14 protein-coding genes and 1 pseudogene are annotated in these 24,802 nt (G+C 71.6%); 6 read left to right on the top strand and 9 right to left on the bottom strand.

Translation table 11 applies throughout. From position 1 onward, the window contains the following. The first annotated feature begins 5 nt into the window (after positions 1 to 5). Positions 6 to 800: a metal-dependent hydrolase gene (locus OG410_RS06965; protein WP_329298317.1), complete on the top strand. Its 795-nt coding sequence runs from the start codon at positions 6 to 8 to the stop codon at positions 798 to 800. An 89-nt stretch (positions 801 to 889) separates the two neighbouring features. Here the strand turns inward: OG410_RS06965 and OG410_RS06960 are convergent, their stop codons facing one another. From OG410_RS06960 to OG410_RS06945, 4 genes are all read right to left on the bottom strand, one after another. Further along, on the bottom strand, positions 890 to 1,165 hold the full coding sequence (locus OG410_RS06960) for a type B 50S ribosomal protein L31 (protein WP_328665352.1): 276 nt from the start codon (positions 1,163 to 1,165) through the stop codon (positions 890 to 892). Between the two features lie 36 nt (positions 1,166 to 1,201). Next, the gene (locus OG410_RS06955; protein ID WP_326789264.1) at positions 1,202 to 1,672 is read right to left on the bottom strand and encodes a DUF5709 domain-containing protein; all 471 of its coding nucleotides are present in this window, start codon (positions 1,670 to 1,672) and stop codon (positions 1,202 to 1,204) included. A gap of 528 nt (positions 1,673 to 2,200) precedes the next feature. After that, positions 2,201 to 4,219 carry an ABC transporter ATP-binding protein gene (locus OG410_RS06950; protein ID WP_329298316.1) on the bottom strand — a complete coding sequence of 673 codons (2,019 nt, stop codon included), beginning with the start codon at positions 4,217 to 4,219 and terminating at the stop codon, positions 2,201 to 2,203. Beyond that, positions 4,216 to 6,084, bottom strand: coding sequence for an ABC transporter ATP-binding protein (locus OG410_RS06945; protein WP_329298315.1), 1,869 nt, complete (start codon positions 6,082 to 6,084; stop codon positions 4,216 to 4,218). Before OG410_RS06945 ends, OG410_RS06950 begins: the two co-directional genes overlap by 4 nt. A 219-nt stretch (positions 6,085 to 6,303) precedes the next feature. Here OG410_RS06945 and OG410_RS06940 point away from each other — a divergent pair, with 219 nt between their 5' ends. Together OG410_RS06940 and OG410_RS06935 are read left to right on the top strand one after the other, a co-directional pair. Further along, positions 6,304 to 7,053, top strand: a complete 750-nt coding sequence (locus tag OG410_RS06940) for a L,D-transpeptidase family protein (protein ID WP_329298314.1) — start codon at positions 6,304 to 6,306, stop codon at positions 7,051 to 7,053. Positions 7,054 to 7,155: 102 nt separating this feature from the next. After that, positions 7,156 to 8,805: a peptide-N4-asparagine amidase gene (locus tag OG410_RS06935; protein ID WP_329298313.1), complete on the top strand. Its 1,650-nt coding sequence runs from the start codon at positions 7,156 to 7,158 to the stop codon at positions 8,803 to 8,805. Positions 8,806 to 8,887: 82 nt separating this feature from the next. Here OG410_RS06935 and OG410_RS06930 read toward each other — a convergent pair whose 3' ends face one another. Together OG410_RS06930 and OG410_RS06925 are read right to left on the bottom strand one after the other, a co-directional pair. Then, positions 8,888 to 11,833 carry an FAD-binding and (Fe-S)-binding domain-containing protein gene (locus OG410_RS06930; protein ID WP_329298312.1) on the bottom strand — a complete coding sequence of 982 codons (2,946 nt, stop codon included), beginning with the start codon at positions 11,831 to 11,833 and terminating at the stop codon, positions 8,888 to 8,890. 207 nt (positions 11,834 to 12,040) lie between these two features. Next, positions 12,041 to 12,505, bottom strand: coding sequence for a MarR family winged helix-turn-helix transcriptional regulator (locus OG410_RS06925; protein WP_328665336.1), 465 nt, complete (start codon positions 12,503 to 12,505; stop codon positions 12,041 to 12,043). A gap of 114 nt (positions 12,506 to 12,619) precedes the next feature. Here OG410_RS06925 and OG410_RS06920 point away from each other — a divergent pair, with 114 nt between their 5' ends. Together OG410_RS06920 and mltG are read left to right on the top strand one after the other, a co-directional pair. Beyond that, a complete protein-coding gene (locus OG410_RS06920; RefSeq protein ID WP_329298311.1) occupies positions 12,620 to 14,419 on the top strand; it encodes an ABC transporter ATP-binding protein in 1,800 nt (599 codons plus the stop codon). A gap of 44 nt (positions 14,420 to 14,463) precedes the next feature. Further along, a pseudogene (gene mltG, locus OG410_RS06915) lies at positions 14,464 to 15,297 on the top strand (endolytic transglycosylase MltG); the annotation flags it as partial. A 219-nt stretch (positions 15,298 to 15,516) separates the two neighbouring features. Here mltG and OG410_RS06910 read toward each other — a convergent pair. Next, positions 15,517 to 16,605, bottom strand: a complete 1,089-nt coding sequence (locus tag OG410_RS06910) for an NAD(P)-binding domain-containing protein (RefSeq protein ID WP_329298310.1) — start codon at positions 16,603 to 16,605, stop codon at positions 15,517 to 15,519. A gap of 191 nt (positions 16,606 to 16,796) precedes the next feature. On the opposite strand from OG410_RS06910, the gene OG410_RS06905 reads away from it, so the two are divergent. After that, the gene (locus OG410_RS06905) at positions 16,797 to 17,219 is read left to right on the top strand and encodes a secondary thiamine-phosphate synthase enzyme YjbQ (protein ID WP_326789272.1); all 423 of its coding nucleotides are present in this window, start codon (positions 16,797 to 16,799) and stop codon (positions 17,217 to 17,219) included. 67 nt (positions 17,220 to 17,286) lie between these two features. On the opposite strand, the gene OG410_RS06900 is transcribed toward OG410_RS06905, so the two are convergent. Together OG410_RS06900 and OG410_RS06895 are read right to left on the bottom strand one after the other, a co-directional pair. Then, the gene (locus tag OG410_RS06900; protein ID WP_329298309.1) at positions 17,287 to 18,726 is read right to left on the bottom strand and encodes a hypothetical protein; all 1,440 of its coding nucleotides are present in this window, start codon (positions 18,724 to 18,726) and stop codon (positions 17,287 to 17,289) included. Beyond that, positions 18,723 to 24,617 carry a hypothetical protein gene (locus tag OG410_RS06895; RefSeq protein ID WP_329298308.1) on the bottom strand — a complete coding sequence of 1,965 codons (5,895 nt, stop codon included), beginning with the start codon at positions 24,615 to 24,617 and terminating at the stop codon, positions 18,723 to 18,725. The genes OG410_RS06900 and OG410_RS06895 overlap by 4 nt, the downstream gene beginning before the upstream one ends. Between the last annotated feature and the right edge of the window lie 185 nt (positions 24,618 to 24,802).

Raw genomic sequence — 24,802 nt, 5'->3', positions numbered from 1 at the left:
CGGCCATGATGGGACCAGCACACTCACTGTCGGGGGCCGCGGCCTGGCTCGGCGTCGGAGCGGCGGCAGCCGCGGCCGGCCATGCCATGCCCTGGCCGGTCCTGCTCGTCGGCGCCCTGATCTGCGCGGGCGCCGCTCTCGCCCCGGATCTGGACCACAAGGCCGCCACGATCTCCAATGCCTTCGGACCGGTGTCACGAAGACTGTGCGAGATCGTCGACAAGCTCTCCTACGCCGCCTACAAGGGGACCCGAAAGCCGGGCGACCCCCGGCGCAGCGGCGGTCACCGCACGCTGACGCACACCTGGGTGTGGGCGGTGGCGCTCGGATCGGGCACGGCGGTGCTGGCGATCACCTGCGGTCGCTGGGCGGTCCTCGGCATCCTCTTCGTGCACATGGTGCTCGCCATCGAGGGTCTGCTGTGGCGGGCCGCCCGCGGTTCGAGCAGCAACGTCCTGGTCTGGCTGCTCGCCGCGACGAGCTCGTGGATCCTCGCGCAGACTCTGGACAAGCCGGGCAACGGCTCGGACTGGCTGTTCACGGCGCCGGGCCAGGAGTACCTCTGGCTCGGGCTGCCGATCATTCTCGGTGCCCTGGTGCACGACATCGGGGACGCGCTGACGGTGTCCGGCTGCCCGATCCTTTGGCCCATCCCGGTCGGCCGCAAGCGCTGGTACCCGATAGGCCCGCCCAAGGCGATGCGCTTCCGCGCGGGCAGCTGGGTCGAGCTCAAGGTGCTGACGCCGGTGTTCATGGTGCTGGGTGCCGTGGGCTGCGCGGCCGCCCTGAATTACATCTGAGTCCGGAGCCTCCCGGATCGCGCCACCGTCGCGCGACTCCTTCGTGGCCGTACCGGCGCCCATGGCTCGAAGCGGGGCGCCGGTCACGGTCAGCCGTCGTCCCCTGTGCCGGACCCCTGGTCCCCGCCTCCGAAACGCCGCTCGAACTGGGCGATGCGGCCCTCGGAGTCCACCGTGCGGGCCTTGCCCGTGTAGAAGGGATGACTCTCCGAGGAGATCTCGACGTCCACGACCGGGTAGGTCTCGCCGTCGTCCCAGTCGATGGTCCGGTCGCTCGTGGCGGTGGAGCGTGTGAGAAAGGCGTATCCGGCGACGCGGTCGCGGAACACCACGGGGCGGTAGTCGGGCTGCTTGTCCTGCTGCATGGCGACTCCTTGGGGGAGAAGCGGGACGCGTGCCGGTCAGCCGGACACGGCGTCCTCGTCGACGATGTGCATCGCGGCTTCCTCCGCCGAGGCCGCGGCGCCGTCGATGCCGATGTCCGTGGCGATGAGCCCGCTCTCCTCGTCCTCGTGCGCGCCTTCGTTCGGGGCCACCAGCCGTCCGGAGCGCAGGGCACCCACCTCGTTGTCGAGGGGCTCTCCGTCGGTGCCCTCGCAGTCGCCGATGCCGTCTCCGTCGGATCCGGCGATGTCGGGCAGCTCGTCGGCGAGGCGCTCGTCCAGGGTCTCGCCCGCCCGGCGTTCCGAGGCGGTCACCCCACGGTGCTCCACCGCCCACGGCCGCTCCGGCGGGGACCAGCCGCGGTCCAGGGGATCACTCACGCCGTCCGTCACCAGTGTGTCCTCGGCGTCGAGCAGCCCCGCGTCGTCCTGTACCTCGGATCCGTCGGGCTGGTAGACGTCGTCTCCCCATCCGTCGGCGCTGTCCACGGGTACCTCCAGGGGGTGCGGACGGGACCGGAGCCGCCGTGTTCGACGGCGGGCGCGCGGACCCGAGGACACAGTCGTTGCTCCCCGCGGACCGGTTGGTTCGCGGGAGTCCCCCGAGCGGGTGCCCACGTCCAGCCTTCCACCCCCCTTCGGCACCGCGCAACGCCACAGGGGCCGACCAGCAGCGTCGCAGGGACCGTCGCCCGCTCGCAGGGCCCCTCACGGGGCGCGCGGGCGACGGTCGTGCCCCTGTTCCCGGCGAGCGGCGGAAACGGAGGCACGGCCGGGACCCGCGCCGGAGCGGGCCCGTACACGGTGAACGTGGGAACGGACCGGTGCGACGCCTGTCGCATGGCCTGGCAGCCCCGAAGGCAGCCCTGGCAGCCCCGGCAGCCCCGGCAGTCCCGGCAGTCCCGGCAGTCCCGGCAGCCCTGGCTGATCCGGCCGACACCTGCCCCACGCGTCGCGGGCAGATGGTCCCGCTCGGGACCCGGCTCGCGGGCCGGTGGCCCCGTCCGGGCACCCCGCTCACCCGTGCCAGGACCTCCACAGCGCCGCGTACGCGCCGTCCGCCGCGACCAGTTGTTCGTGGCTGCCGAGTTCGCTGATGCGGCCGTTCTCGACCACGGCGATGACGTCCGCGTCGTGAGCGGTGTGGAGGCGGTGGGCGATGGCGACGACGGTGCGGCCGTCGAGGACGCGGGCCAGCGAGCGTTCCAGATGGCGGGCCGCCCGCGGGTCCAGGAGCGAGGTCGCTTCGTCCAGGACCAGGGTGTGCGGGTCGGCCAGCACCAGCCGGGCCAGCGCGATCTGCTGGGCCTGGGCGGGCGTGAGCGCGAACCCGCCCGAGCCGACCTCGGTGTCCAGACCGTCGTCCAGCGCCCGCGCCCAGCCGGTCGCGTCGACCGCGCCGAGAGCCGCCCACAGCCGGGCGTCGACGGAGGCGGCGCCATCGCCCGCAGCCTCGGCACCAGCACCAGCCTCGGCACCAGCACCAGCCTCGGCACCAGCACCAGCCTCGGCACCAGCACCAGCCTCGGCACCAGCATCAGCCTCGGCACCAGCATCAGCCTCGGCACCAGGACCAGCACCAGCGCCAGGACTAGCACCGGCGCCAGTGTCAGCAGCCGGAACCTGCCCCTGATGGTGCTCCTGCTCGTCGTCCTGATGCTGCCGAGATTGGGGGACGGCGAGCAGCAGGTTGTCGCGCAGGGAGCCCACGAACACATGGTGCTCCTGGTTGACCAGAGCCACGTGCGCCCGGACCTCCTCCGCGGGCATCCGGGACAGCTCGGCGCCGCCGAGGGTGATGCGGCCGTCCCGGGGCGCGTAGATCCCGGCGAGCAGCCTGCCCAGGGTGGACTTCCCCGCGCCGGACGGGCCGACCAGAGCGAGCCGGGTGCCGGGCGGCACCGCCAGGGAGACCTCCCGCAGTACGTCCACGCCCGCGCGGTAGCCGAAGTGCACCCGGTCCGCGTGGACGTCGCGTCCCTCCGGCTTCACGCCCGGGTCGCCCGCGTCCGGCTCGATGTCCCGGACACCGACCAGCCGCGCCAGCGACACCTGGGCGACCTGGAGCTCGTCGTACCAGCGCAGGATCAGTCCCACCGGGTCGACGAGCATCTGGGCGATCAGCGCACCCGTCGTCAGCTGCCCCACCCCGATCCAGCCCTGGAGAGCGAGCCACCCGCCGATCATCAGGACCGAGCAGAGCACGGTGACATGCGTGATGTTGACGACCGGGAAGAGAACCGACCGCAGCCAGAGCGTGTAGCGCTCCCACGCCGTCCATTCCCTGACCCGGCGGTCCGACAGCTCGATGCGGCTCCTGTCCAGACGGTGCACCTCGATGGTGCGCCCGGCGTCGACCGTCTCGGCGAGGACCGCGGCGACGGCGGCGTAGCCGGCCGCCTCCGAGCGGTAGGCGGCCGGCGCCCGCTTGAAGTACCAGCGGCAGCCCATCACCAGCACCGGAACGGCGACCAGGACGGCGGGAGCGAGTACGGGGGCGGTCACGGCGAGTCCGCCGAGCAGCAGTGCCGCCCACACGACACCGATGGCCAGCTGTGGGACGGCCTCGCGCATCGCGTTGGCGAGCCGGTCGATGTCGGTGGTGATACGGGACAGCAGGTCGCCCGTCCCGGCCCGTTCCAGGACGCCGGGCGGCAGACCGACCGACCGTACGAGGAAGTCCTCGCGCAGATCTGCCAGCATCCGCTCGCCGAGCATGGCACCCCGCAGCCGCACCTGCCGGACGAACACGGCCTGGATGACGAGCGCGACGACGAAGATGGCGGAGGTGGCCTCCAGATGGAGGTCGTCCGCGTGGTCCGAGACGCGTTCGACGACCGAGCCCAGCAGATAGGGCCCGGCCATCGAGGCCACGACGGCCACGGTGTTGACGGCGACCAGGAGCAGGAAGGCCCTGCGGTGCCGTCGGAACAGCTCGGTCACGTAGGCGCGTACGGTCGCGGGCGCGCCGACGGGCAACGTGTTCGCCGCCGTCGGGGCGGCCGGGTCGTACGCGGGTGGCGCCACGCCGATCATGCGGTCTCCTCGATCTCTTCCAGTACGCCGTCGAGAACGGCCTCGTCGTCCACGGTCACCGCGCCGAGAGCGGTCCGGTCCGCGGCTTCCGCGGCGGCCTCTTCCTCGGTCTCGCGGGTCACCACGGCCCGGTATCGCGGCTCGCTGTGCACCAGCTCGCGGTGCACGCCGACCGCGACGACCTCGCCCTCGTGGACGAGGACGACCCGGTCCGCGTGGTCCAGGAGCAGCGGTGAGGAGGTGAAGACCACGGTCGTGCGCCCGGCGCGCAGGGAGCGCACTCCGTCGGCGATCCGAGCCTCGGTGTGTGAGTCGACCGCGGACGTCGGCTCGTCCAGGACGAGTACCTCCGGGTCCGTGATCAGGGACCGGGCCAGTGCGAGCCGCTGGCGCTGGCCCCCGGACAGGGAGCGGCCGCGTTCCGTGACGCGGGCGTCCATCGGATCCTCGGTGTCGAGCGATCCCTGGGTGAGCGCGTCCAGCACGTCGCCGCACTGGGCCGCGGACAGGGCTGCCTCGGCGCTCACGAGACCCGAGGCGGGCACATCGAGCAACTCGCGCAGGGAGCCCGACAGCAGCACCGGATCCTTGTCCTGGACGAGGACGGCGGTGCGGGCGCACTCCAGGGGCAACTCGTCCAGCGGCACGCCCCCGAGGACCACCGAGGTGTTCCTCGGCCCGCCCTCGGCGCGAGCCAGCTCAGCTTGCTGGGAGGCGTGGCCGCCGAGCCGTTCGGCCAGCAGCCCCGCCGCGTCCGGGTCCCCACACACCACGGCCGTGAACCGGCCCTCGGGAGCGAGCAGACCGGTCACCGGGTCGTACAGATCGCCGCCCGGCACCTCGGCGGCGCGTGAGCCGCCGCTGTCCATGGCCCGTTCCAGAGACAGCACCCCAGCGGCTCGCTTGGCCGCCGGACGCGAGAAGGAGTAGGCCATCGCGATCTCCTCGAAATGCCGCAACGGGTACGTGAGAAGCATGACGGCGCTGTACACGGTGACCAGTTCACCGACCTCGATCCGGCCGTCCCGGGCCAACTGCACACCGCGCCAGACGACGGCGATCATCAGCAGACCGGGCAGCAGCACCTGGATCGCCGAGATCGCCGACCACATGCGCGCGCTGCGTACGGCGGCCCGGCGCACCTCCTGGGAGGCGCGGCGGTAGCGGTCGAGGAAGAGTTCCTCACCGCCGATGCCGCGCAGTACCCGCAGGCCCGCCACGGTGTCGGAGGCCAGTTCGGTCGCGCGGCCCGCCTTCTCCCGCTGGAAGTCGGCGCGCCGGGTGGCGCGGGGCAGCAGCGGCAGTACGGCCACCGCCAGCACGGGCACACCCACGGCGACGATCACGCCCAGGGCCGGCTGGTAGACGACCAGGGTCACACAGACCACCACGACCGTCACGGCGGCAGCCGAGAACCGCGACACGCCCTCCACGAACCAGCCGATCCTCTCGACGTCGCCGGTGGAGACCGCGACCACCTCGCCCGCCGCGACGCGCCGCGTGAGCGCGGAGCCCAGCAGTGCGGTTCTGCGGGCCAGCAGTTGCTGGACGCGCGCGGCCGCGGTGATCCAGTTGGTGACCGCTGTGCGGTGGAGCATGAGTTCGCCGAGGGCGATGCAGGCGCCGCACACCGCCATCAGCGCGCCGGTCAGGGCGAGCCGGGTGCCGGAGTGGTCGACGACGGACTGGACGGCCAGACCGACACAGAACGGCAGTGCGGAGACGGCCAGGAAGTGCAGCAGGCCCCAGGCCAGGGCCTTGAACTGTCCGCCGAGCTGATTCCGCCCGAGCCACCACAGGAATCGGGGACCTGAGCGCACGTCGGGCACACCCGGGTCGGGATACGGAAGGTCTTGGATCTGCATGACGTCCCAGTGGCTCGTGTCAGGCGATGGAGAGTGCTCCGGATGTCGGCAGCCGTCCGGCCGGGGGCCGACAGCAAACCGTGAAAGGTTCGCGTCGGAGCGTGGTCGAAAGCAAACGGTTTTCCGCCCTGCCGCAAGGAACCGGACCGCCGCGGCCGCGACTGGCCGGAACGGGAGGGAAGGGTGATTCGCCCGATACGTGGTGCGAGGATGGACGGCATGCGAAAGAACGGTGCGATGCGCACGGGGCTCGCGGCCGTGGTCTGCGGAGCCGTCGCGGTCGCTCTCACGGCCTGCGGTGGAGTGGAGGGCGGGAGCGGCGGCGGGGCGAAGGGCCGCGCGGGAGCCCCCGGTGCGGTCGCTCGTACGAGTGCGCCCGCGGTCGACCCGACACGCATCCCCGACGTGGGCGACCGGCTCCAGCGGCGGATCCCCTCCGGCTCGGGCCAGGTGCTGGCGGTGTACGGCGACGGCAAGGACTCCGCGGACTCCACGGCCGTGCTGTACACGAAGTCCGGTACGGCCTGGGAGAAGACGCGTAGCTGGGCTGCGCACAACGGGACGAAGGGCTGGACCACCGACCATCACGAGGACGACAAGCGCAGCCCCGTCGGTGTGTTCACGCTCAGCGACGCCGGTGGCGTGCTCGACGACCCGGGTGCCCGGTTGCCGTACACGCAGTCCGGGACGTACCAGGCTCCCCACGACTGGCCCGAGTCCTACTGGCACGACTTCGACTACGTCATCGCCATCGACTACAACCGCGTCGAGGGCAATCCTCCGGACGATCCGACCCGGCCCTGGGGCGATGACAAGGGCGGCGGCATCTGGCTGCACATGGACCACGGCACCGGCACGTCGGCGTGCGTGAGTCTGCCCAAGGAGGGCATGGAGTACCTCCTGCGCACGCTCGACCCGGAAGAGCACCCCGTGGTGGTGATGGGGGACAAAGCGAACCTGAAGGCTTAGCGGTCCGGCGCGCCCCAGCCGCGCCGAAGAGCCCGGGGCGGGTGGCCGGGGGGCGTCGGTGCGCCATTGCGGCCGGCTCGACCGCCCCGTAGAACACCGCACATGAGTAGACCGGTCATCATGTCCATGCTTGCCGGAGTGATCCTCGTGGCGAGCGCCCTCCTCGGGGCGGGCCCGGCTCCGGCGGCCACCGCGTCCGTCGCGGCTCGTGCGTCCGCGGCCTCCACCGCGCCCGTCGCCCGATCGTCCGACGTGCCCGCCGAGTTCGGCAGCGACTGGCACGACCCCGTCACCGCCGCCCCGCCCGTCGCCAGGCCGTCCGCGCCGTCCTGTGAAGTGACGCTCGCCGAGGCGCAGTTCCGTGACTTCACGCCCTACAAGGGCACGTACACCCCGCCGTCGGGCTGCGGCGACCGCTGGAGCGAGGTCGTGCTCCGGCTCGAAGGCAAGGTCAAGGGGCGCCAGTTCGACCGTCTCGGCTATCTGCACGTCGGCGGGGTCGAGATTCTCCGTACGTCCACCCCGGAGCCGTCGCCCGACGGGATCGAGTGGTCCGTCGAGACGGATGTGACGCGCTACAGCGACACGTTCCGGCGGAGCCACGACGTCGAGATGCTGATCGGGAACGTCGTCGACGACACGTACACCGGGGTTCTCGACGTCAAGGCCACGCTGACGTTCTACGCGGGCAGGCCCGCCGTGACTCCTGACCGTGTCCTGACCCTCAAGGACGGCACCCTGACCACCCCGCGCAACAGCGAACGCGTGATCGCCGAGGTGTACGCGACCGGGTCCGGCGGTGGCTGTGAGGAGGTCTGGTACCTGACGGTCCCGGACGCGGCACCGTACTCCTGCAAGGCGGACAACGGCCCCTACCGTGAGGTGCAGATCGAGGTCGACGGCCGACTCGCCGGTATCGCCGAACCGTTCCCGACCGTGTGGACCGGCGGCTGGTCCAATCCCTTCCTCTGGTACGTGATTCCGGGGCCCCGCGCCTTCGCCGTCAAGCCCATCGAGTACGACCTGACCCCGTTCGCCGGACTGCTCAACGACGGGCTTCCGCACCGGATCGACGTCTCCGTCGTAGGCGTTCCCGAGGGGCAGCCGGGCTGGAGCCTGCCCGTCAACGTGCTGGTCCGGCAGGACGCCCGGCGCGGCCATGTGAGCGGTGCGCTCCTGCGGGCCGAGGCGGGCGATCTCACCGACTCCTCGACGTACACACCCGGTTCGGAGCACCGTGTCGAGACCGCGGGACGGCATCGGCTGACGGTCGCCGGGTACCTCGACACCTCGCACGGCCGAGTGGTGACGACGGTCAGCCGCACCCTCGCGAACAACTCCACGCACCGCTGGACCGAGGGCGAGAACACGGACGGCCTCGAGGCGACGTGGTCCGACGACGAGGTGGTGACCGTCGACGGACGCGGACCCGCCACGACGACGCGCACCCGGCGCGCGTACACGATGGACGGCACGACGACCCTCGGCGCGGACGACCGGCTGCGGACCGTGCTGACGCTCGGCGACCAGGCCTCCGTGGCCGAGGAGTCGGGCGGCCGGCCCACCACGTGGTCACGGCTCGACGACACCTACACGGGTGACGCCACGTACACGGCCGGCGTGCCGCGCGACCAGCGTCACGCGGTCGCCACGACGAGCGAGCGCTACAGGCGCCACGGTTCGGCCGGCTGTTACGACCGCTCCCTGGTCACCGTGCAAGGGACGCTCACACAGGACCGCGCCCGCTGCTGAGCCCGGGCGACGGGCCCGACGGCGGGGGCGACGAGTCCGGCCGTCCAGGGTGAGGACGAGGAACGGACGCGGGCCGGCCGGGTCATGGGGACCGGTCGGCCCGTCCGACGCCGGGGCGGGTCGCGTGCTCCAGCGCCAGGAGCGCGGAGTAGTAGCCGCGTCCCGTCGCGTGATCCATGCCCACCTCGCACATGCGATTGGCCGACAGATGCGCGTCGAAGTCGCGGGAGGTCACGAACGCCGCCTCCTCTCGGGTGGCCGACTCGGTGAGTTCCCTGTGGAGCATGCCGCGGTCGCCCGCGAAGGCGCAGCATCCGGCGTCGTCGGGCACCACCACCTCGTCCGCACACGCCTCGGCCACGGCGCGCAGTTGCGCCTCGTCGCCCAAGTGCCGCATGGAGCAGGTCGGGTGGAGGACCGCGGAGCCCAGGGTGCGACGCACGGTGAGGTGGGGGAGGAGTTCCTCCGCAGCCCAGACCAGTGAGTCGACGACCAGCAGCTCGGCGTGCAACTCCCGGTTGTCGGGGGTCAGATACGGTACGACCTCCCGCGCGATACCGAGCGTGCACGACGAGGCGTCCACGACGAGCGGCAGTCTGCCGCCGGCGGTCCAGCCCCAGGCCGCCTCGACGACACGGTTGGCCATCACGGCGTTGCCCGCGTCGTACCCCTTGGAGTGCCAGATCGTCGCGCAGCACGTCCCCCGGACATCGTCCGGAATCCACACCGGCTTTCCCGCGCGCGCGGAGACCGCGACGACGGCCCGCGCGAGCGACATGTCCCCCGGACCGCCGAAGACGCGGTTGACGCAGGCCGGGTAGTAGACGGCGACGGCCCCCACGCGTGCGGTGCGGGGCATGGCGGAGGGGGCGGCTCCGGGCATCCGCGGCAGCCACTCGGGCACGAGATCGGGGCGTACGGCCCTGCGGACCGCCCGCGTCAGGGTGTTCACCCGCCGGTCGCCGATCCGGTCCGCGACGGCGACGGCCAGCCGCGCGGAGGCTTCGAGCACACGGAAGTGCCGTGCGGCCAGCGCGGCGGCCTTCTCCTCGCGCGGAGTGTGCCGGGCGTGCCGGAACGTCTTCATCAGGGCGCCCGTGTCGATGCCGACCGGGCAGGCCAGCCTGCAGGTCGAGTCGCCCGCGCAGGTGTCCACGGCGTCGTATCCGTACGCCTCCAGGAGCTCGTTCTCGACCGGCGAGCCCTCGGGCTGGCGCATCATCTCGCGGCGCAGCACGATCCGTTGGCGCGGTGTCGTCGTCACGTCCTGGCTGGGGCAGGTCGGTTCGCAGAAGCCGCACTCGATGCACGGGTCGGCGATCGCCTCGACACGCGGGATCGTCTTCAGGCCCCGTACGTGCGCACGCGGATCCCGGTCGAGCACGACGCGCGGTGCGAGCACAGCGTCCGGGTCGACCAGCCGTTTGGTGCGCCACATCAACTCCGTCGCCCTGGGCCCCCATTCGAGCTCCAGGAAGGGCGCGATGTTGCGCCCGGTGGCGTGTTCGGCCTTGAGCGAGCCGTCGAAGCGTTCCACCGTGAGCCGGCAGAACGCGTCCATGAACGCGGCGTACCGCTCCACGTCGGCGGGCCTGGACGCGTCGAAGGCCAGCAGGAAATGCAGATTGCCGTGGGCGGCATGGCCCGCGACGGCGGCGTCGAAGCCGTGCCGGGTCTGGAGTTCCAGCAGCGCCTCGCAGGCCTCGGCGAGCCGCTCGGGCGGTACCGCGAAGTCCTCCGTGATCAGTGTCGTACCGGAGGGACGCGCTCCGCCGACCGCCGTCACGAACGCCTTGCGGGCCTTCCAGTAGCCGGCGACGGTCCGCTGGTCCCGGGTGAGGGCGTTCGTCACCGAGGGAACGGGCGACACCAGGGGAATCCCCTCCAGTACCGCGCGGGCCCGCTCCTCGTACGCCTCCTGCGTGGCCTCGTCCGGGGCGCGGAACTCGACGAGCAGAGCGGTCGTCGGACCCGGCAGACCGGCCCAGTCCCCGGGCACCCCCTCGACGGCCACCGAGGCACGCAGGGTGTTGCCGTCCATCAGCTCGACGGCCGAGGCGCCCGCCGCGGTGAACAGGGGCACCGCGGCGGCCGCGGCGGGCAGCGAGGCGAAGAAGAGCAGCGCGGCGGACACCCGGCGGTCCAGCGGCAGGGTGTCGAAGACGACCTCCGAGATGAAGCCGAAGGTGCCCTGCGATCCGACCATCAGACCGCGCAGGATCCCGACGGGTGTCGAGCCGTCCAGGAAGGCGTCCAGACGGTAGCCGTTGGTGTTCTTGATCGTGTACTTGGCGCGGATCCGGTCGACCAGCCCGGCGTCCGACTCGATCTCCGCCTTGAGCTCCATGAGTCCGGCGCACAGGGCCGGTTCCGCCCGTGCCAGCCGCTCGTCGGCGTCCGGTTCGGCCGTGTCCACGACCGTGCCGGACGGCAGGACGAACGTGAGCGAGGCGAGGGTGACGTAGGAGTTGCGGGTGGTGCCCGCCGTCATGCCGGAGGCGTTGTTCGCGACCACGCCGCCGACCGTGCAGGCGACCGCGCTCGCCGGATCGGGGCCGAGCACGCGCCCGTGCCGGGCGAGCGCGGCGTTGACACGGGCGATGGTCGTGCCCGGAGCGATCCGGACCCGCGCTCCGCCGTCGAGGACCTCGACGCCCGTCCAGTGCCGACGGACGTCGACGAGGATGTCCTCGCCCTGCGCCTGGCCGTTGAGCGAGGTCCCGGCCGCGCGGAACACCACCTCGCGGCCCTTGCCGTGGGCGTACGAGAGCACCGTCGAGACGTCGTCGATGTCCTCGGGGACCACGACGACCCGCGGTACGAAGCGGTAGGGGCTGGCGTCGGACGCGTAGCGCACGAGGTCCGAGATCCCGGTCAGCACCTTCTCGCGGCCGAGCAGGGCGATCAGGTCGCCGCGCAGCGGCTCGGGAGTCCCGCCGGCCCGGTCCCCGGGCACCCGGTCGGCCGCCGGGACCTCGGAGCGCGCGTCGGGGCGCAGGGCGTCGGGATCGGGCTCCAGCAGCGGCATCGCGGACCACTCCTCACATGCTCGGCCGACCGGCGGCGGCGCGGTGTGCCGTGCCCGACCGGCCCAGAAGCGACCACTCCGCCCGGAGCCGGCCGAGCCGCTCGAGTGGCGATGCGCCGTCCCGAGCCGACTGGGCCGCCTCAGTGGTGATGCGCCGTCCCGAGCCGACTGGGCCGCCTCAGCGGCGACGCGCCGTCCCGAGTCCGCTCAGCACCGGTGTTCCACCTGTTCCACCCTCGGCATGCCGTCCACCAACGTGTCCAGCAACCCGCCGAGCACCTCGCGCTGCTCGTCCGTCAATGGAGCCAGGATCTCCTCCGCGGCGCCGCGGCGCGCGGCGCGCAGCTCGCGCAGCGCCTTGCGTCCCTCGTCCGTGACCTCGATACGGATCACCCGGCGGTTGGTGGGATCGGGTGCCCGGCGCACCTTGCCGCTCGCCTCCAGTCCGTCGACCAGCGTGGTCACGGCACGCGGCACCACTTCGAGGCGCTCCGCGAGATCGGCCATACGGGGAGGCGAGGCGTAGTGCGCGAGGGTACGCAGGAGCCGGGACTGGGCGGGGGTGATGCCCAGCTCGCGCTGCTCCAGATGGCGCTTCTGGATGCGGTGCACGCGGCGCGTCAGACGCAGCAGCTGCTCGGCGAGCAGGCCGTCGGCATCGGGGGTGGTCATGCGGGAACAATATCAGGATGCCGTTCATTGTGAGTATAGGTAACAATGAGCTAGGGTCCGTCAGTCGCCGGATCCTCATCGATGTCCCTGTCGTCCCGTTTTCCTAGGAGTCCATTGCGCCCCGAACTGTCCGCCTGGAGCCCGCCACCCGCCGACAGCCAGCAGCCACGGCAGGTGCGCCGCATCCTGAGTCTCTTCCGGCCCTACCGGGGCCGCCTCGCGATCGTCGGCCTGCTGGTCGGCGCCGCGTCCCTCGTGGGCGTCGCCACGCCCTTCCTGCTGAAGGCGATCCTGGACACCGCGATCCCTCAAGGGCGTACGGGTCTGCTGACCCTGCTCGCGCTCGGCATGATCGCGAGCGCCGTCCTGAGCGGTGTCTTCGGCGTCCTGCAGACGCTGATCTCCACGACCGTCGGCCAGCGCGTGATGCACGACCTGCGCACGGCGGTCTACGGCCGCCTCCAGCGCATGTCGCTCGCCTTCTTCACCAGGACGCGCACGGGCGAGGTCCAGTCCCGCATCGCCAATGACATCGGCGGCATGCAGGCGACCGTCACGTCCACCGCCACCTCGCTGGTCTCCAACCTCACCAGTGTGGTCGCCACGATCGTCGCGATGGTGGCCCTGGACTGGCGCCTGACCCTCGTCTCCCTGCTCCTGCTGCCGGTGTTCGTGTGGATCAGCCGCCGCGTCGGCAACGAACGCAAGAAGATCACCACCCAGCGTCAGAAGCAGATGGCGGCGATGGCCGCCACCGTCACCGAATCGCTCTCCGTCAGCGGCATCCTGCTCGGGCGGACCATGGGCCGGGCCGACTCGCTGACGAAGTCGTTCGCGGAGGAGTCCGAGGGCCTAGTCGACCTCGAGGTGAGGTCGAACATGGCGGGACGCTGGCGCATGTCCGTCATCGGCATCGTCATGGCCGCCATGCCCGCCGTCATCTACTGGACCGCGGGCGTCGCCCTCCAGCTCGGCGGCCCCTCGATATCGATCGGCACGCTCGTCGCCTTCGTCTCGCTCCAGCAGGGCCTGTTCCGGCCTACGGTCAGCCTGCTGTCCACCGGTGTGCAGATCCAGACCTCGCTCGCGCTGTTCCAGCGCATCTTCGAGTACCTCGACCTGCCCATCGACATCACCGAGCCCGAGAACCCCGTCCACCTGGACCAGGTCAAGGGCGAGATCCGCTTCGAGGACGTCGAGTTCCGCTACGACGACAAGGGCACCCCGATCCTCGACGGCATCGACATCACCGTCCCGGCGGGCGGCAGCCTCGCCGTCGTCGGTCCGACCGGCTCCGGAAAGTCGACGCTCAGCTATCTGGTGCCCCGGCTGTACGACGTCACGGGCGGGCGGGTCACCCTCGACGGGGTCGACGTCCGGGACCTCGACTTCGACACCCTCGCGCGCGCGGTCGGCGTCGTCTCCCAGGAGACGTACCTCTTCCACGCCTCGATCGCCGAGAACCTGCGCTTCGCCAAGCCGGACGCCACCGACGAGGAACTGCACGCGGCGGCGCGGGCGGCCCAGATCCACGACCACATAGCGTCGCTGCCCGACGGGTACGACACGGTCGTCGGTGAACGCGGTCACCGGTTCTCCGGCGGCGAGAAGCAGCGCCTCGCCATCGCCCGCACGATCCTGCGTGATCCGCCCGTGCTCATCCTCGACGAGGCGACCAGCGCCCTGGACACCCGCACGGAGCATGCCGTCCAGGAGGCCATCGACGCCCTGTCGGCCAACCGCACCACGCTCACCATCGCGCACCGGCTGTCCACGATCCGCGGCGCCGACCAGATCGTCGTCCTCGACTCGGGCCGCGCGGTCGAGCGAGGCACGCACGAGGAGTTGCTGGCGGGGGAGGGGCGCTATGCCGCTCTCGTCCACCGGGACGCCCAACTGGCGCCGACAAGATGACGATATGCCGGGTTTGTTGGCAATAGCGCGTTACCGTGCCCGTTATGCAGATGAACACTCCGCCACGGAGCACGATTCGACTGACGCGCCGGGGCCGGGTCGCCCTCATCGCGACCGGCGCCGTCGTGGCGGCCACCGCCGTGGCGGTGCCGCTGCTGAGCATGGGAGACGACGCCCGCCCGACGTCGTTCGTCGTTCCGGAGGGCTGGCGCTCCGGACAGGTCTACGCGGCCGTCGACAAGGCCCTCCGGGTTCCCGCGGGAACCACCAAGAAGTCCCTGGCGAAAGCCCACCTCAAACTTCCGGACGACGCCAGGGGCAACCCCGAGGGCTATCTCTTCCCGGCGACCTATCCGATCGGCGACAAGGCGACTCCGGAGTCCCTGCTGACGTTCATGGTCGACACCGCGAACAAGAGGTTCAACGGGGCGCCGATCGCCGCCGGCGCGCAGCGCAACACGACGAACGTCTATCAGGCGGTCACCGTCGCGAGCATCGTGCAGGCGGAGGCGGCGACCGCGACGGACATGGGCAAGGTGGCCAGGGTCATCTACAACCGCCTGCAGCGCGGTATGCCGTTGCAGATGGACTCGACCATCAACTACGCGCTGAACCGTTCCACGCTGAACACCAGCGAGGCCGACACCAGGCTCAACAGCCCGTACAACTCGTATCGGCGCATGGGCCTGCCGCCCACGCCGATCGCCAACCCCGGCGAGGAGGCGATGCGCGCCGCGCTCAACCCGCCGCCGGGCGACTGGCTCTACTTCGTCACGGTCAAGCCGGGCGACACGCGTTTCACGGCCGGCTACGAGGAACACCAGCGCAACGTGGCCGAGTTCAACCGGCTGCACCACAAGAGCGCGTCCCCCACGGCCGCATCGCCCACGGCGCCCGCCTCGCCCAAGCTTCCCCAGGCGGTCTCTCCCGCGGTCACGTCCCCGGCTTCTCCGGCGGTCACGCCCGAGACCTCTGCCGCGGCCCCTCCCGTGGCTTCTCCCGCGGTCACACCCACGGTTACACCCGAGGTCACACCCGGGGGCACCTCCCCGGAGACTCCCACGGTCATTCCCACGAACTGACAGGCGTACGGGGCATCACACGGCGACCGGCGCGTTCGCCAGCAACCGCCTGATGTCCCGTACGGCCGCCCGGCCGGCCCGGTTGGCGCCGATGGTGCTCGCGGAGGGCCCATAGCCGACCAGGTGGATGCGCGGGTCGGCGACCGCGCGCGTTCCCTCGACCCGGATGCCGCCACCCCGCTCGCGCAGCCGCAGCGGCGCCAGATGGTCGATGGCCGCCCGGAAACCGGTCGCCCAAAGGATCACGTCCGCGTCCACACGCGTACCGTCCGCCCACTCCACACCGTCCGGGGTGATCCGGTCGAACATCGGCCGCCGGTCCAGCACGCCGTCGGCCAGTGCCTGGCGGATCGCTTCGTTCAGCGGCAGCCCGGTGACCGAGACCACGCTCCGTGGCGGCAGCCCCTGCCGGACCCGCTCCTCGACGAGAGCGACGGCGGACCGCCCGAACTCCTCGGTGAAGGGGCCCTCGCGGAAGACCGGGGGACGCCGGGTGACCCAGGTGGTCCCGGCCGTGTGGGCGGCGATCTCCATCAGATGCTGGGTCCCGGAGGCGCCACCGCCCACGACGACCACGCGCCGCCCGGCGAACCACTCGGGGCCCGGATACTGCGCTGTGTGCAACTGCCGCCCACGGAAGGTCTCCTGGCCCGGATAGCGAGGCCAGAACGGGCGGTCCCAGGTACCCGTCGCGTTGATCAGCGCCCGCGTCGACCACGTACGGTCGCCGGTTTCCACGAGCAGCCGGCCGCCGGTCCCCTCCCTGACGGTCCTGACGTCGACCGGCCTTTGCACCCGCAGGTCGAAGGTCCGCTCGTAGGCGGCGAAGTACGTCGAGATGACCTCGGAGGAGGGGCGGTCCGGGTCCGCGTCCGTCAGGTCCATGCCGGGCAGGGAGTGCATCCCGTGCACCTTGCCGTACGTCAGCGACGGCCAGCGGAACTGCCAGGCTCCGCCCGGGTGGGGCGCGTGGTCGAGCACGACGAAGTCACGCTCGGGCTCGAAGCCCGTGCGCCGCAGGTGGTAGGCGGCCGCCAGACCGGCCTGACCGGCCCCGACGACGACCACTTCGACCTCACGCGCGCTCACCCCGGTGTTGTTCACCCTTCTACGAACCGGACCGGGGTCCGGGATCTTCCCGTCGGGCACCTCGCTGTGAGCCACCTGACGAACGAACCGTGCCGCGTGCCGCGTGCCGTGGGCGGTCGGTCGGTGGTCGGCAGTCGGTCGTCCACGACCCACGCCGAGCGCCGTCGCCGCAAGCCGGGAGCCCCCGTATGGGAGAGGATTGAGGCATGTCCGATGCCTTCACCACGCAGGTCCTGAACATCTCCTCCGGTTCGTCGGAGACGGTCGTCGACCTCACCCGCGACTGCGAGGCCTTCCTCCGCGAGGTCGCGGCGGGCCGTGACGGCCTCCTGAACGTCTTCGTCCCGCACGCCACCGCCGGAATCGCCATCATCGAGACAGGCGCGGGGAGTGATGACGACCTCCTCACCGCGCTGCACTCCCTGCTCCCCGCGGACGACCGCTGGCAGCACCGTCACGGCAGCCCCGGGCACGGCCGAGACCACGTCCTCCCCGCCATCGTCCCGCCGCACGCGACCCTGCCGGTGGTGGACGGGGCTCTGGAGCTGGGGACATGGCAGTCGGTGTGCCTGGTGGACACGAACCGGGACAACCCGAATCGCCAGGTGCGGCTGAGTTTCCTGGGCTGAGCGGTCGGCCCTGACGGCTGTGGTCGCGGCGCTCGTCACCCGGGCAGGTCGGCAGGTCGCGGCGACCTCAGGAGCACAGGACGTGCACAAGCGCGTTCAGGGCTGCGTCGTCGAGTACGTCGCGGTGGGCGAGCTTGTTGCGGGACAGCCACAGGGTCCGCAGCCGGTCGGCCTCCGGCTGGGTGAGCCGCACGTGGCCCTGCAGGTGAGCCCGCCACATCGCGCCGAGTTCCATTTCGGCCTGCCGACCGTAGAGAGCGGTGAGTTCGTTCCCGGAGACGCGTGACCGGTTCCCGATCACCTCGGCGAACTGCTCACGGGCCTCGTCCAGCAGGGGCAGCAGAGCGTGATTCTGCGCCAGCCAGATACGGGTGCGCACGCTGTGCTCGTGATCGCTCCCGCCGTCGGGACGGCGGCGCAGCCGCCCGTCCCACCTGTCGAGCGTGCCCAGGTTCCATTCGGGGCGCAGGGCGGCGTTCGGATGGAGCAGGGCTGTGGTCGGCTCCGTACTCCGAGGGCCGGGTACGGGGACCCGGTCAGGTGCCGGTCCGGCCGTGAGCCGCAGCAACTGTGTGGGAAGGCTGTCAGGGAGTCCGTCCCACTCCACCGCCAGCCGCTCGGCCAGATCGAGGAAAGGCCCGCACACCTCGACCACGGTGGCCTGCGCCACCGCTTCGAGGAGTTGGTGCCGGGCGGCCGGACCGGACAGGCGGGGCCGGGCCATGGCGACCACTGTGGCGGTGTCCAGCCGGCCGAGGGCACCCCACCACCAGTGCACGCCGATGTCCTCGCGTGCTATCTGCTCCGGCAGTTCCACGGGCAGCCCGTGCGACGTGGCCAGCACCAGCAACCGCGGGCGGCTTCCCGGAGGCAGGCCGGCCGCCTTGACCGTGGCGGACAGCCGCCGCAGCAGGTCGGTCGCCGCGGTCGGAGCCGGTTCCTGCCAACCACGCACCACGATCACCCGGGTTCCGTCGGGGCGGCCCGGAGCGGTGGTGAGGCGTTCGAGGAGTCCGTCGATTCCCGTGTGCTCCGGGCCCGTGCCGGAGGCCGAGTCGCCGAGCTCTTTGACGATCCGGTCCCCCAGGGTGTGGAGGCCGGGTTCCTCCCGCAGGCTGTCCCGTGCCGAGGCCGAGCGAGCTCGTGCGACCGTCGAGTTCTTCGTCGCCACGGCCGAGAAGGCGGACAGCCCGTCGTCGTAGTCCAGGATCGGGTCCATCCCGCCCCAGGGGTCCGCGAGCACGGGAGGCGGTGGGGCCGGGCCGGGGCCGCCGGGCGCCACCCCGTCGCCGGGTCCGGGGACGAGGACGAAGTCCGCCAGCTCGTGGAGTAGTTCGTCCAGCAGGACTTCGGCGACGACCGGTACACCCGTCGGCTGGGTCTGGGGGAACAGGCAGAGGCAGCTCCTTCCCGACCGGAGGTCGCCCAGCAGCCGTCGCATCCACAACCGCACTCCGGGCAGGGTGGTCACCAGGTTCCCGGAGGGAGCGTGCGACACGAGAGTCACGACGACTCCGACAGGACCTGGAGTGCCCGGAAAGTGATCCTGTCCAGCGAGCAGCCCTCCGGGCCGTCGTCCAGCACGCCGTGTTCGAGCAGCCGGCTGACGAGCGATCCGACCTCCTCGATCCGCATCCCGGTGACCGCCGCGATGTCGGCATAGGCGCATCCTTCGCCCGGTTCCACGTACTGGCTCCACTCGGTCAGCACCTCTGTCAGACCGGTGTCGATTCCGACCCGCTCCAGGTGCCCACGGGCGAAGGCACGCTGTCCGATGAAGTACCGGGCGTCCTCCAAGGCCGCTTCCAGCGTGGAGCCCTCCCGGGTGATGCGGTGCACGGTCCGTTCCAGCAGGTGGGGCCAGCCACCGGTGAGTTCGATGACCCGCCGCCGTTTGTCCGGGGTGTCGAACGGACACTCGGGCCAGGCGCGGAGACTGTCCGCGGTCCAGCGTTCGGGACGTACCACACAGGTGATGAGGTCGTCCTTCTCGCCGAGCTCGGCCGGGTCCACCAGCAGGACGGCTGTCCGATGAGGCACTCCCCCCTCCGGCAAGGAGGTGTGGGCGTGCAGGGCCTGTGCCCAGTCGGCGGCCTCGGCGGCCCCGCGCCCCCGGACGTCGGCCAGGATCAGGAACGGTCGTCCCTCCGCGTCCTTCGTCAGGGACTGGGGCGCGGCTCCGGGCGCCGCCTCCCGGAACTCCAGTCCGCGCGCGGTGGAGTACGACTTCACCGCGCCCTTCACGAGTGCGGGACCGTGGGCCCGGGTCAGGCACACCGCGGCCACCCCCGGAGCCGTCACCTGGTGAAGCTGATGCTCCGTCAGGGGGCTGTAGCGGGCGATGCCCTCGCGGTCCGGCCCGACGAAGCGCCTCGAGAAGCGCGGGTTGTAGTCGTAAGGGAGGTCGAACTCGGTTTGCCGCAACTCGAGTTCGAGGTCCTCTCTGGTCCCCAGCATGCTGACGACATTCGGGCTGCGGACGGCGTACAGACGCGCGTCGGCCAGCTGGATGAGCAGGCCCAGGCCGACCATCTCGTCCAGGTAGATCCGTACATCGCTCGCGGTGAGCGAACTGAACCCCTCCCGCCAGCGCTCCTTGGCCGCCCGCAGCAGTTCGTCGGCGTCGTAGCCACCGCGATAGCGGTCCTCCTGACTGCGCAGCGCGATCACCAGGGCGAGGACCCGGTAGCGGTCCTCGAGGTTGATGGTGATGCGCAGCCGTTCGGCGATGTGCCGGTGGACCTGCGCGGATCCGGTCACGGACCGGACGTCCTCGTCCGTGACCGTGATCGGCCACTTCGCCGAGGCCGGGGACTTCCCGCGGAGGGTGGCGACGAGCCGTTCGCAGAAGATCTGGACCAGGCAGGCCTGGTAGTTCGTCGCCGCGAGTACCCGCCAGACCAGCTCGGGCCGTTCGAAGCGGTACCCGAAGGCCGCCATCGGCTCGACGACCAAGCGCTGTGCCTCGGCCGGTTTCAGTGTACTGATCAGTACATCCGGGCCACCGTGAGTCAGGGGCACATTGGAGAGATGGCTGAAGCGTTGGACTTGGTGCAGCCCCGCAAAGACGATCTTGAAGCGACGGTCGGTGCGGTCCATCAGCCCCTTGAGCCGGAGCACGTTGGAGAAGGTGGCGTCCCCGCCCTTCCCCCGTACGGCCTTGGAGTCCGCGGTCAGGAAGGCGTCGGCCTCGTCGGCGAGCACCAGCACCCGCCTGTCGTGGCTCTCCTCCAGCCACCGCTCCACCCTGTCGAGCATCGCGTCCGGGGTGTGGCCGGAATCCGCGGACTCGCTCAGCACGCCCACGCGCTTCAACTCGTCCTCGAGCACGGCCCAGATGCGTTCCGCCGGCTCGGCCTCACCCACTCCGCGCGCTTTGAGGTCGACGTAGATGGCCTTGTGGCCGGGGGTGCCGGGAAACGACGCCTGCACCTTGCGCAGGAGAGCGGACTTGCCCAACTGGCGTCCGCCGTAGAGGAACAGAGCGCCGAGCGGGTCGGTGACGGCGGCGATCTCCTCCTGCCGGCCGTAGAAGATCTCCGGCGGGACGAGCCCGGCCACGAAGGGCGTGTACGGGTTGTACGCCGTCCAGGGCAGGGTCACCCGCTGAGTGGCCCTGAAGGATCTCGGGGAGCGCGCAGCGACCCAGCCGAACACGGCGGGATCCACCACGAGCGCCTGCTGGGAGGAGGCGGTGCGCGCGCGTGCCGCCATCTCCCGGCGCCCGTTCAGCCCGAGCGGATACAGGTAGAGGATCAGGCAAGCCCCGGAGTCACTGCTGTCCAGCAGTTCCAACGGGCTGCGGCCGCGCTGTTCGTCGGAGACCACGAGGATCGTGTACGAGGATGCGGCCGACCCCAGGGCGGCCACGTAACCGGGAGCCGTTTCGCTCGCCCGCGCCCGGGCGCTGAGCCGCAGAACACCGCGCACCTCGTGCCGCTGGTCCCGGACAGGCGTCTGGGGGCATTCCAGCCCGAGCACGCGAAGGACCGACGGGATGTGACGCTGCCACTCCGAGCCCCGGGTGGCGGGGCGGCACAGCGCTTCCCACGAGTCCAGTCCGCTCTTGGCGCCCTCGGTGAGGGGCTCCCCGTCCAGGTAGTGGTCGGCCCAGGGCCGGGCGGAGTAGCCCTGGGCGCCGGCTTTGCGCCCCACGGTCAGCTCGATGCCGGCGGTGAAGCGTTCCAGCTCCGCCCCCGAGTCCGTGGTGCTCCAGTCGGGGAGGGGTTTGCCCTCGCGCAGCAGCGCCAGGCACTCCTCGGCGGTGACCGTGTCCCCGGCGTTGAGCCGCGAGGTGAGGCGCTGCAGTTCCTCGGCCGGAGGGTTCAACGCCGTGAGGCTTTCGCGGAGGCGCTCCACGTACTGCTGGACCATCGCCCGCATCTCGCCCTCGAGGACACTGATGCCGACGCAGGCGCGGCCGAACGAGCCCTCGGGGGCGGGCCGGCGCAGTTCTTCGAGGCGACCGACGAGTTCTCGCTCCGTCTGCATGTCGAGCTGCTGGGTGCGCAGTTCGGCCAGGAGCGCGCTCGCTGTGGCGTGCGCCTTGCGGTGAACGGCGCTCCAGCGCGTCCACTCGGGGTCGCGCAACTGCCGCCAGTCGCGAGGAACGGCCTCGAGGCCCTCCGGGACGGCGGGGACGAGGTCCTGTTCCAGCGACGAGACCAGGGCGTCGGCGAGATGCAGGTCGCCCCGCTCGAGGTAGTTCCGCAGGACCGCGCGCACGTCGACCGGCTCCAGGAGCGTGAGCATCGCCTTCCCGAAACCCTCCTCGTCGGGCAGGGGAGCCCCTTCGGCCGACCGCGGGAGTTCCGGCGCCGCGAGGAGGGCCTCCGTCCGAGGCTGGTCCGTCACCCGCACGGTGTCGGGGTCACGTGCGGGGACCGCGGTGCCGGGTGACCGGTCGCCCTCGAGCAGCCAGGTGCGCAGCCGCAGCAGAGCCGCCCCTTCGACGCCCGGCGGGGGCGCTTCGTGACGTACCTGGTCCAAGGCGTGGCGGAGGCCGGTCGTGCTGTCCGCCCGTTCGTCGACGGCGGGGGCGGCCAGCGCCCGGGCGCGGGACAACAGGTCGGACACCTGCTCGATGCTGCGCAGGAGAGCCCGTTTGGCGGCGGCCTCGATCGGTTCCTTGGCCTGCTTGGGCGTGCGGATCTCGGCGTCGGCCTCCTCGATCATGCGTTCCGCGGAGCCGCGCTTGCGGAAGAGCTCCCAGATCTGGTCGAGGGCGGCCGCTCCGGCAGTGCCGTTCGCCCAGTCGCTGACTCCGTCCAGGGCCTTCCCCAAGGGCTGGTCCGAGCCGATCAGCCGGGTTCTGACCTGGGTCGCGCGGGTGTAGCCGATGCGCTGGCGTCGCAGCGCGTCGCGCAGCGCGGCGGCCTCGGAGGCGAGTTGGTCCGCGGTGAGTCCCGCCATGTTGTCGATGGTCAGGCGGGTCGCGGTCAGGTCGAGGCGGTGGTAGCGGCGCAGTGCGTGGACGGCCCGCTCGAGGAGCTTGCCCCAGTTCCCGGGCACGGTGGAAGCGAGGTCCGTCTGGATCAGGAGGTCGTTGGGCCAGCCGGCCAGCAGACCGGCCCGCAGCGAGGCCACGGCGGCGAGCACCAGAGCGGGCCGGTCGGCCTGGAGCAGACGGATCTCCGGGTCGAAGCCGGTCATCACGGCCACGGCCTCTCCCTCGTCACCACAGGCGAAGGCGGCCTCGGCGAAGGCGAGGCAGGCGGTGCGGTGCGGGAGCTCGGCCGAGCCCAGTGTCGTCCAGTAGGCCTCCTGGAAACGGCCCTCGCCGATCAGCCGGACGACCGCGGCTTCGCCGTCGCCGGGCGTCGTCAGCGGCTTCCAGGGCAGGAAGGACGACTTTGCCGTGGCCGCCGGATCGAGGCCGTGGTCGTCCGCGGCCGCCGGAGCGCCGGAGGCTTCGGGGTCGGTCCGGTCCGGCAGCGGGGCCTGCGCCCCTGCCGCGAGCGGGCTGGTTCGGTTCGTGACAACCGGCTCGGGGACGTTCGCCGCCTCGGACGCGGAATCGGCCTTCACCTCCGGAGCGGGGACGGATTCCTCCGCGGGCTGCACCGGCGCGGATGCAGTGGCCGGGTCGGCCTGCGGCGATCGGGCGGCGGCCGGCACCGCATCCGGGACCGCTTCGGGCTCCGGCTGCGAGTCCGGCTGCGACTGCGACTGCAAGTCCGCGTTCGCATCCGGGTCCGGGTCCGGGTCCGGGTCCGAGGGGTCGGTCGGCAACACGATCGGGGTGCTCTCGACCGTGGGCTCCGGGAACACGTCAGGAGTGTGGTCCCGCTCCGCTGTGGGATCCGCAGTCGGTTCCGTCGCCGGCCGGGGTCCCTCGCCCGGATCGATGGCCCCTGCCTGTTCGGGTATCGCGGCGGGCAGAGCGAGGTCCGGGGGAAGGGCGTCATGGGCCCCTGCCGCAGTCAGTTCGCTGATGCACGTCTCCAGCGCGGTCAGCGACTGTTGCAGCGGTACGCGGTGCGGTGCGTCGGACGCGGTCCTCTCCAGCAGGACGAGCAGGTCCTCGCGGTCCTCGTTCAGCCCGCGCAGTTCCTTGGCACGCTCTGCCGCGACGTCCCGCAACTCCTGCACGATCTCGTCGAGTTCGGCGAAACCCGCTTCCCCGGACCACTCCCGGCCGTTGACAGCGAGCCTGTCCGTGATCCTGGACCGAACCTGCCGCCATTCCTCCAACTGCACGGCCGGCAGGCCGGGAACGTCCCGTCCCGCCCGGACCTGCCGCAGTGTCTCCTCCAGCACCCGGCCCAGTTCCGCGGACCGCTCGCTCAGCACCTGGCGCGACGCGAGCAGTTGCTCGGCGGTGATCTCCAGGGTCAACGACTCGCCCCTTCCTGCGGGTGTGGCATCCGGCTCGGTGGTTTCCTCGGCGGCGCCGGATCCGTCCTCGGTCCGGGCAGCCGGGCGGCACGTTCCATCGCCCCGCTCGCACCTGCAAGGTGCCCCGGCGGTCGACGCGGCCGCCCACAGGTCGTCCCAGTGGTCCCCGACCGAGCCGCCGTCGGCGACGGGACTGTCGGAGAGGCCGTACAGGGTTATCTGCGCGAGCACGGATTCGACCTCTCGCAGCACCTCTCGCAGATGCTCCGTGGCGGGTGCCGACAGCTCTTCCGCCGGATGTCCGTAACACCGCTCCATGCGGAACAGCGTCCAGTCCGTCGCGTGTTGCACGATCGCCGCGAGGCCGGCTGCGCCGGTGCGGCTGAGCCAGGTACGAGCGGCCAGGATCTCGCGGCGCCTCAGACGCGGCGGCTGCCTGTTCAAGGCGGTCGCGATCCCTGGAATGTGCGCCAACATGCCCGGAATCATGAGCAGTTCGCGGAGGGTGCGGTCGTCCAGTCCGGTCACCCAGGCGCGAAGTCCGTCCCCCTTGGTCTGCATGGACGGATCTTGCCAGAAACGTCCGCGGCCGCAGGCGATTTCGACAGGATCCGGCCGCTTTGTTGGAGACCGCGAAATTCGCCTTCGCCTGCCGCCTTCGCCTGCCGCCTTCGCCTGACGGCTGGGCGGCCTGTTGCCGGAGCCGCGGTGTACGGGTCACCGGGGCGTGCCCGGTGACCCGTGGG

It is taken from the genome of Streptomyces sp. NBC_00659 (genome assembly GCF_036226925.1).
Lineage (GTDB): Bacteria > Actinomycetota > Actinomycetes > Streptomycetales > Streptomycetaceae > Streptomyces.
This window is presented reverse-complemented; position numbering and strand designations above follow the sequence as displayed.

Excerpts from the sequence above, each read along its gene's own strand:
- OG410_RS06965 (WP_329298317.1), top strand. The coding sequence starts at position 6 with ATGATGGGACCAGCACACTCACTGTCGGGGGCCGCGGCCTGGCTCGGC.
- OG410_RS06960 (WP_328665352.1), bottom strand. The coding sequence starts at position 1,165 with ATGCAGCAGGACAAGCAGCCCGACTACCGCCCCGTGGTGTTCCGCGAC.
- OG410_RS06950 (WP_329298316.1), bottom strand. The coding sequence starts at position 4,219 with ATGATCGGCGTGGCGCCACCCGCGTACGACCCGGCCGCCCCGACGGCG.
- OG410_RS06945 (WP_329298315.1), bottom strand. The coding sequence starts at position 6,084 with ATGCAGATCCAAGACCTTCCGTATCCCGACCCGGGTGTGCCCGACGTG.
- OG410_RS06940 (WP_329298314.1), top strand. The coding sequence starts at position 6,304 with ATGCGAAAGAACGGTGCGATGCGCACGGGGCTCGCGGCCGTGGTCTGC.
- OG410_RS06935 (WP_329298313.1), top strand. The coding sequence starts at position 7,156 with ATGAGTAGACCGGTCATCATGTCCATGCTTGCCGGAGTGATCCTCGTG.
- OG410_RS06930 (WP_329298312.1), bottom strand. The coding sequence starts at position 11,833 with ATGCCGCTGCTGGAGCCCGATCCCGACGCCCTGCGCCCCGACGCGCGC.
- OG410_RS06925 (WP_328665336.1), bottom strand. The coding sequence starts at position 12,505 with ATGACCACCCCCGATGCCGACGGCCTGCTCGCCGAGCAGCTGCTGCGT.
- OG410_RS06905 (WP_326789272.1), top strand. The coding sequence starts at position 16,797 with ATGTCCGATGCCTTCACCACGCAGGTCCTGAACATCTCCTCCGGTTCG.
- OG410_RS06895 (WP_329298308.1), bottom strand. The coding sequence starts at position 24,617 with ATGCAGACCAAGGGGGACGGACTTCGCGCCTGGGTGACCGGACTGGAC.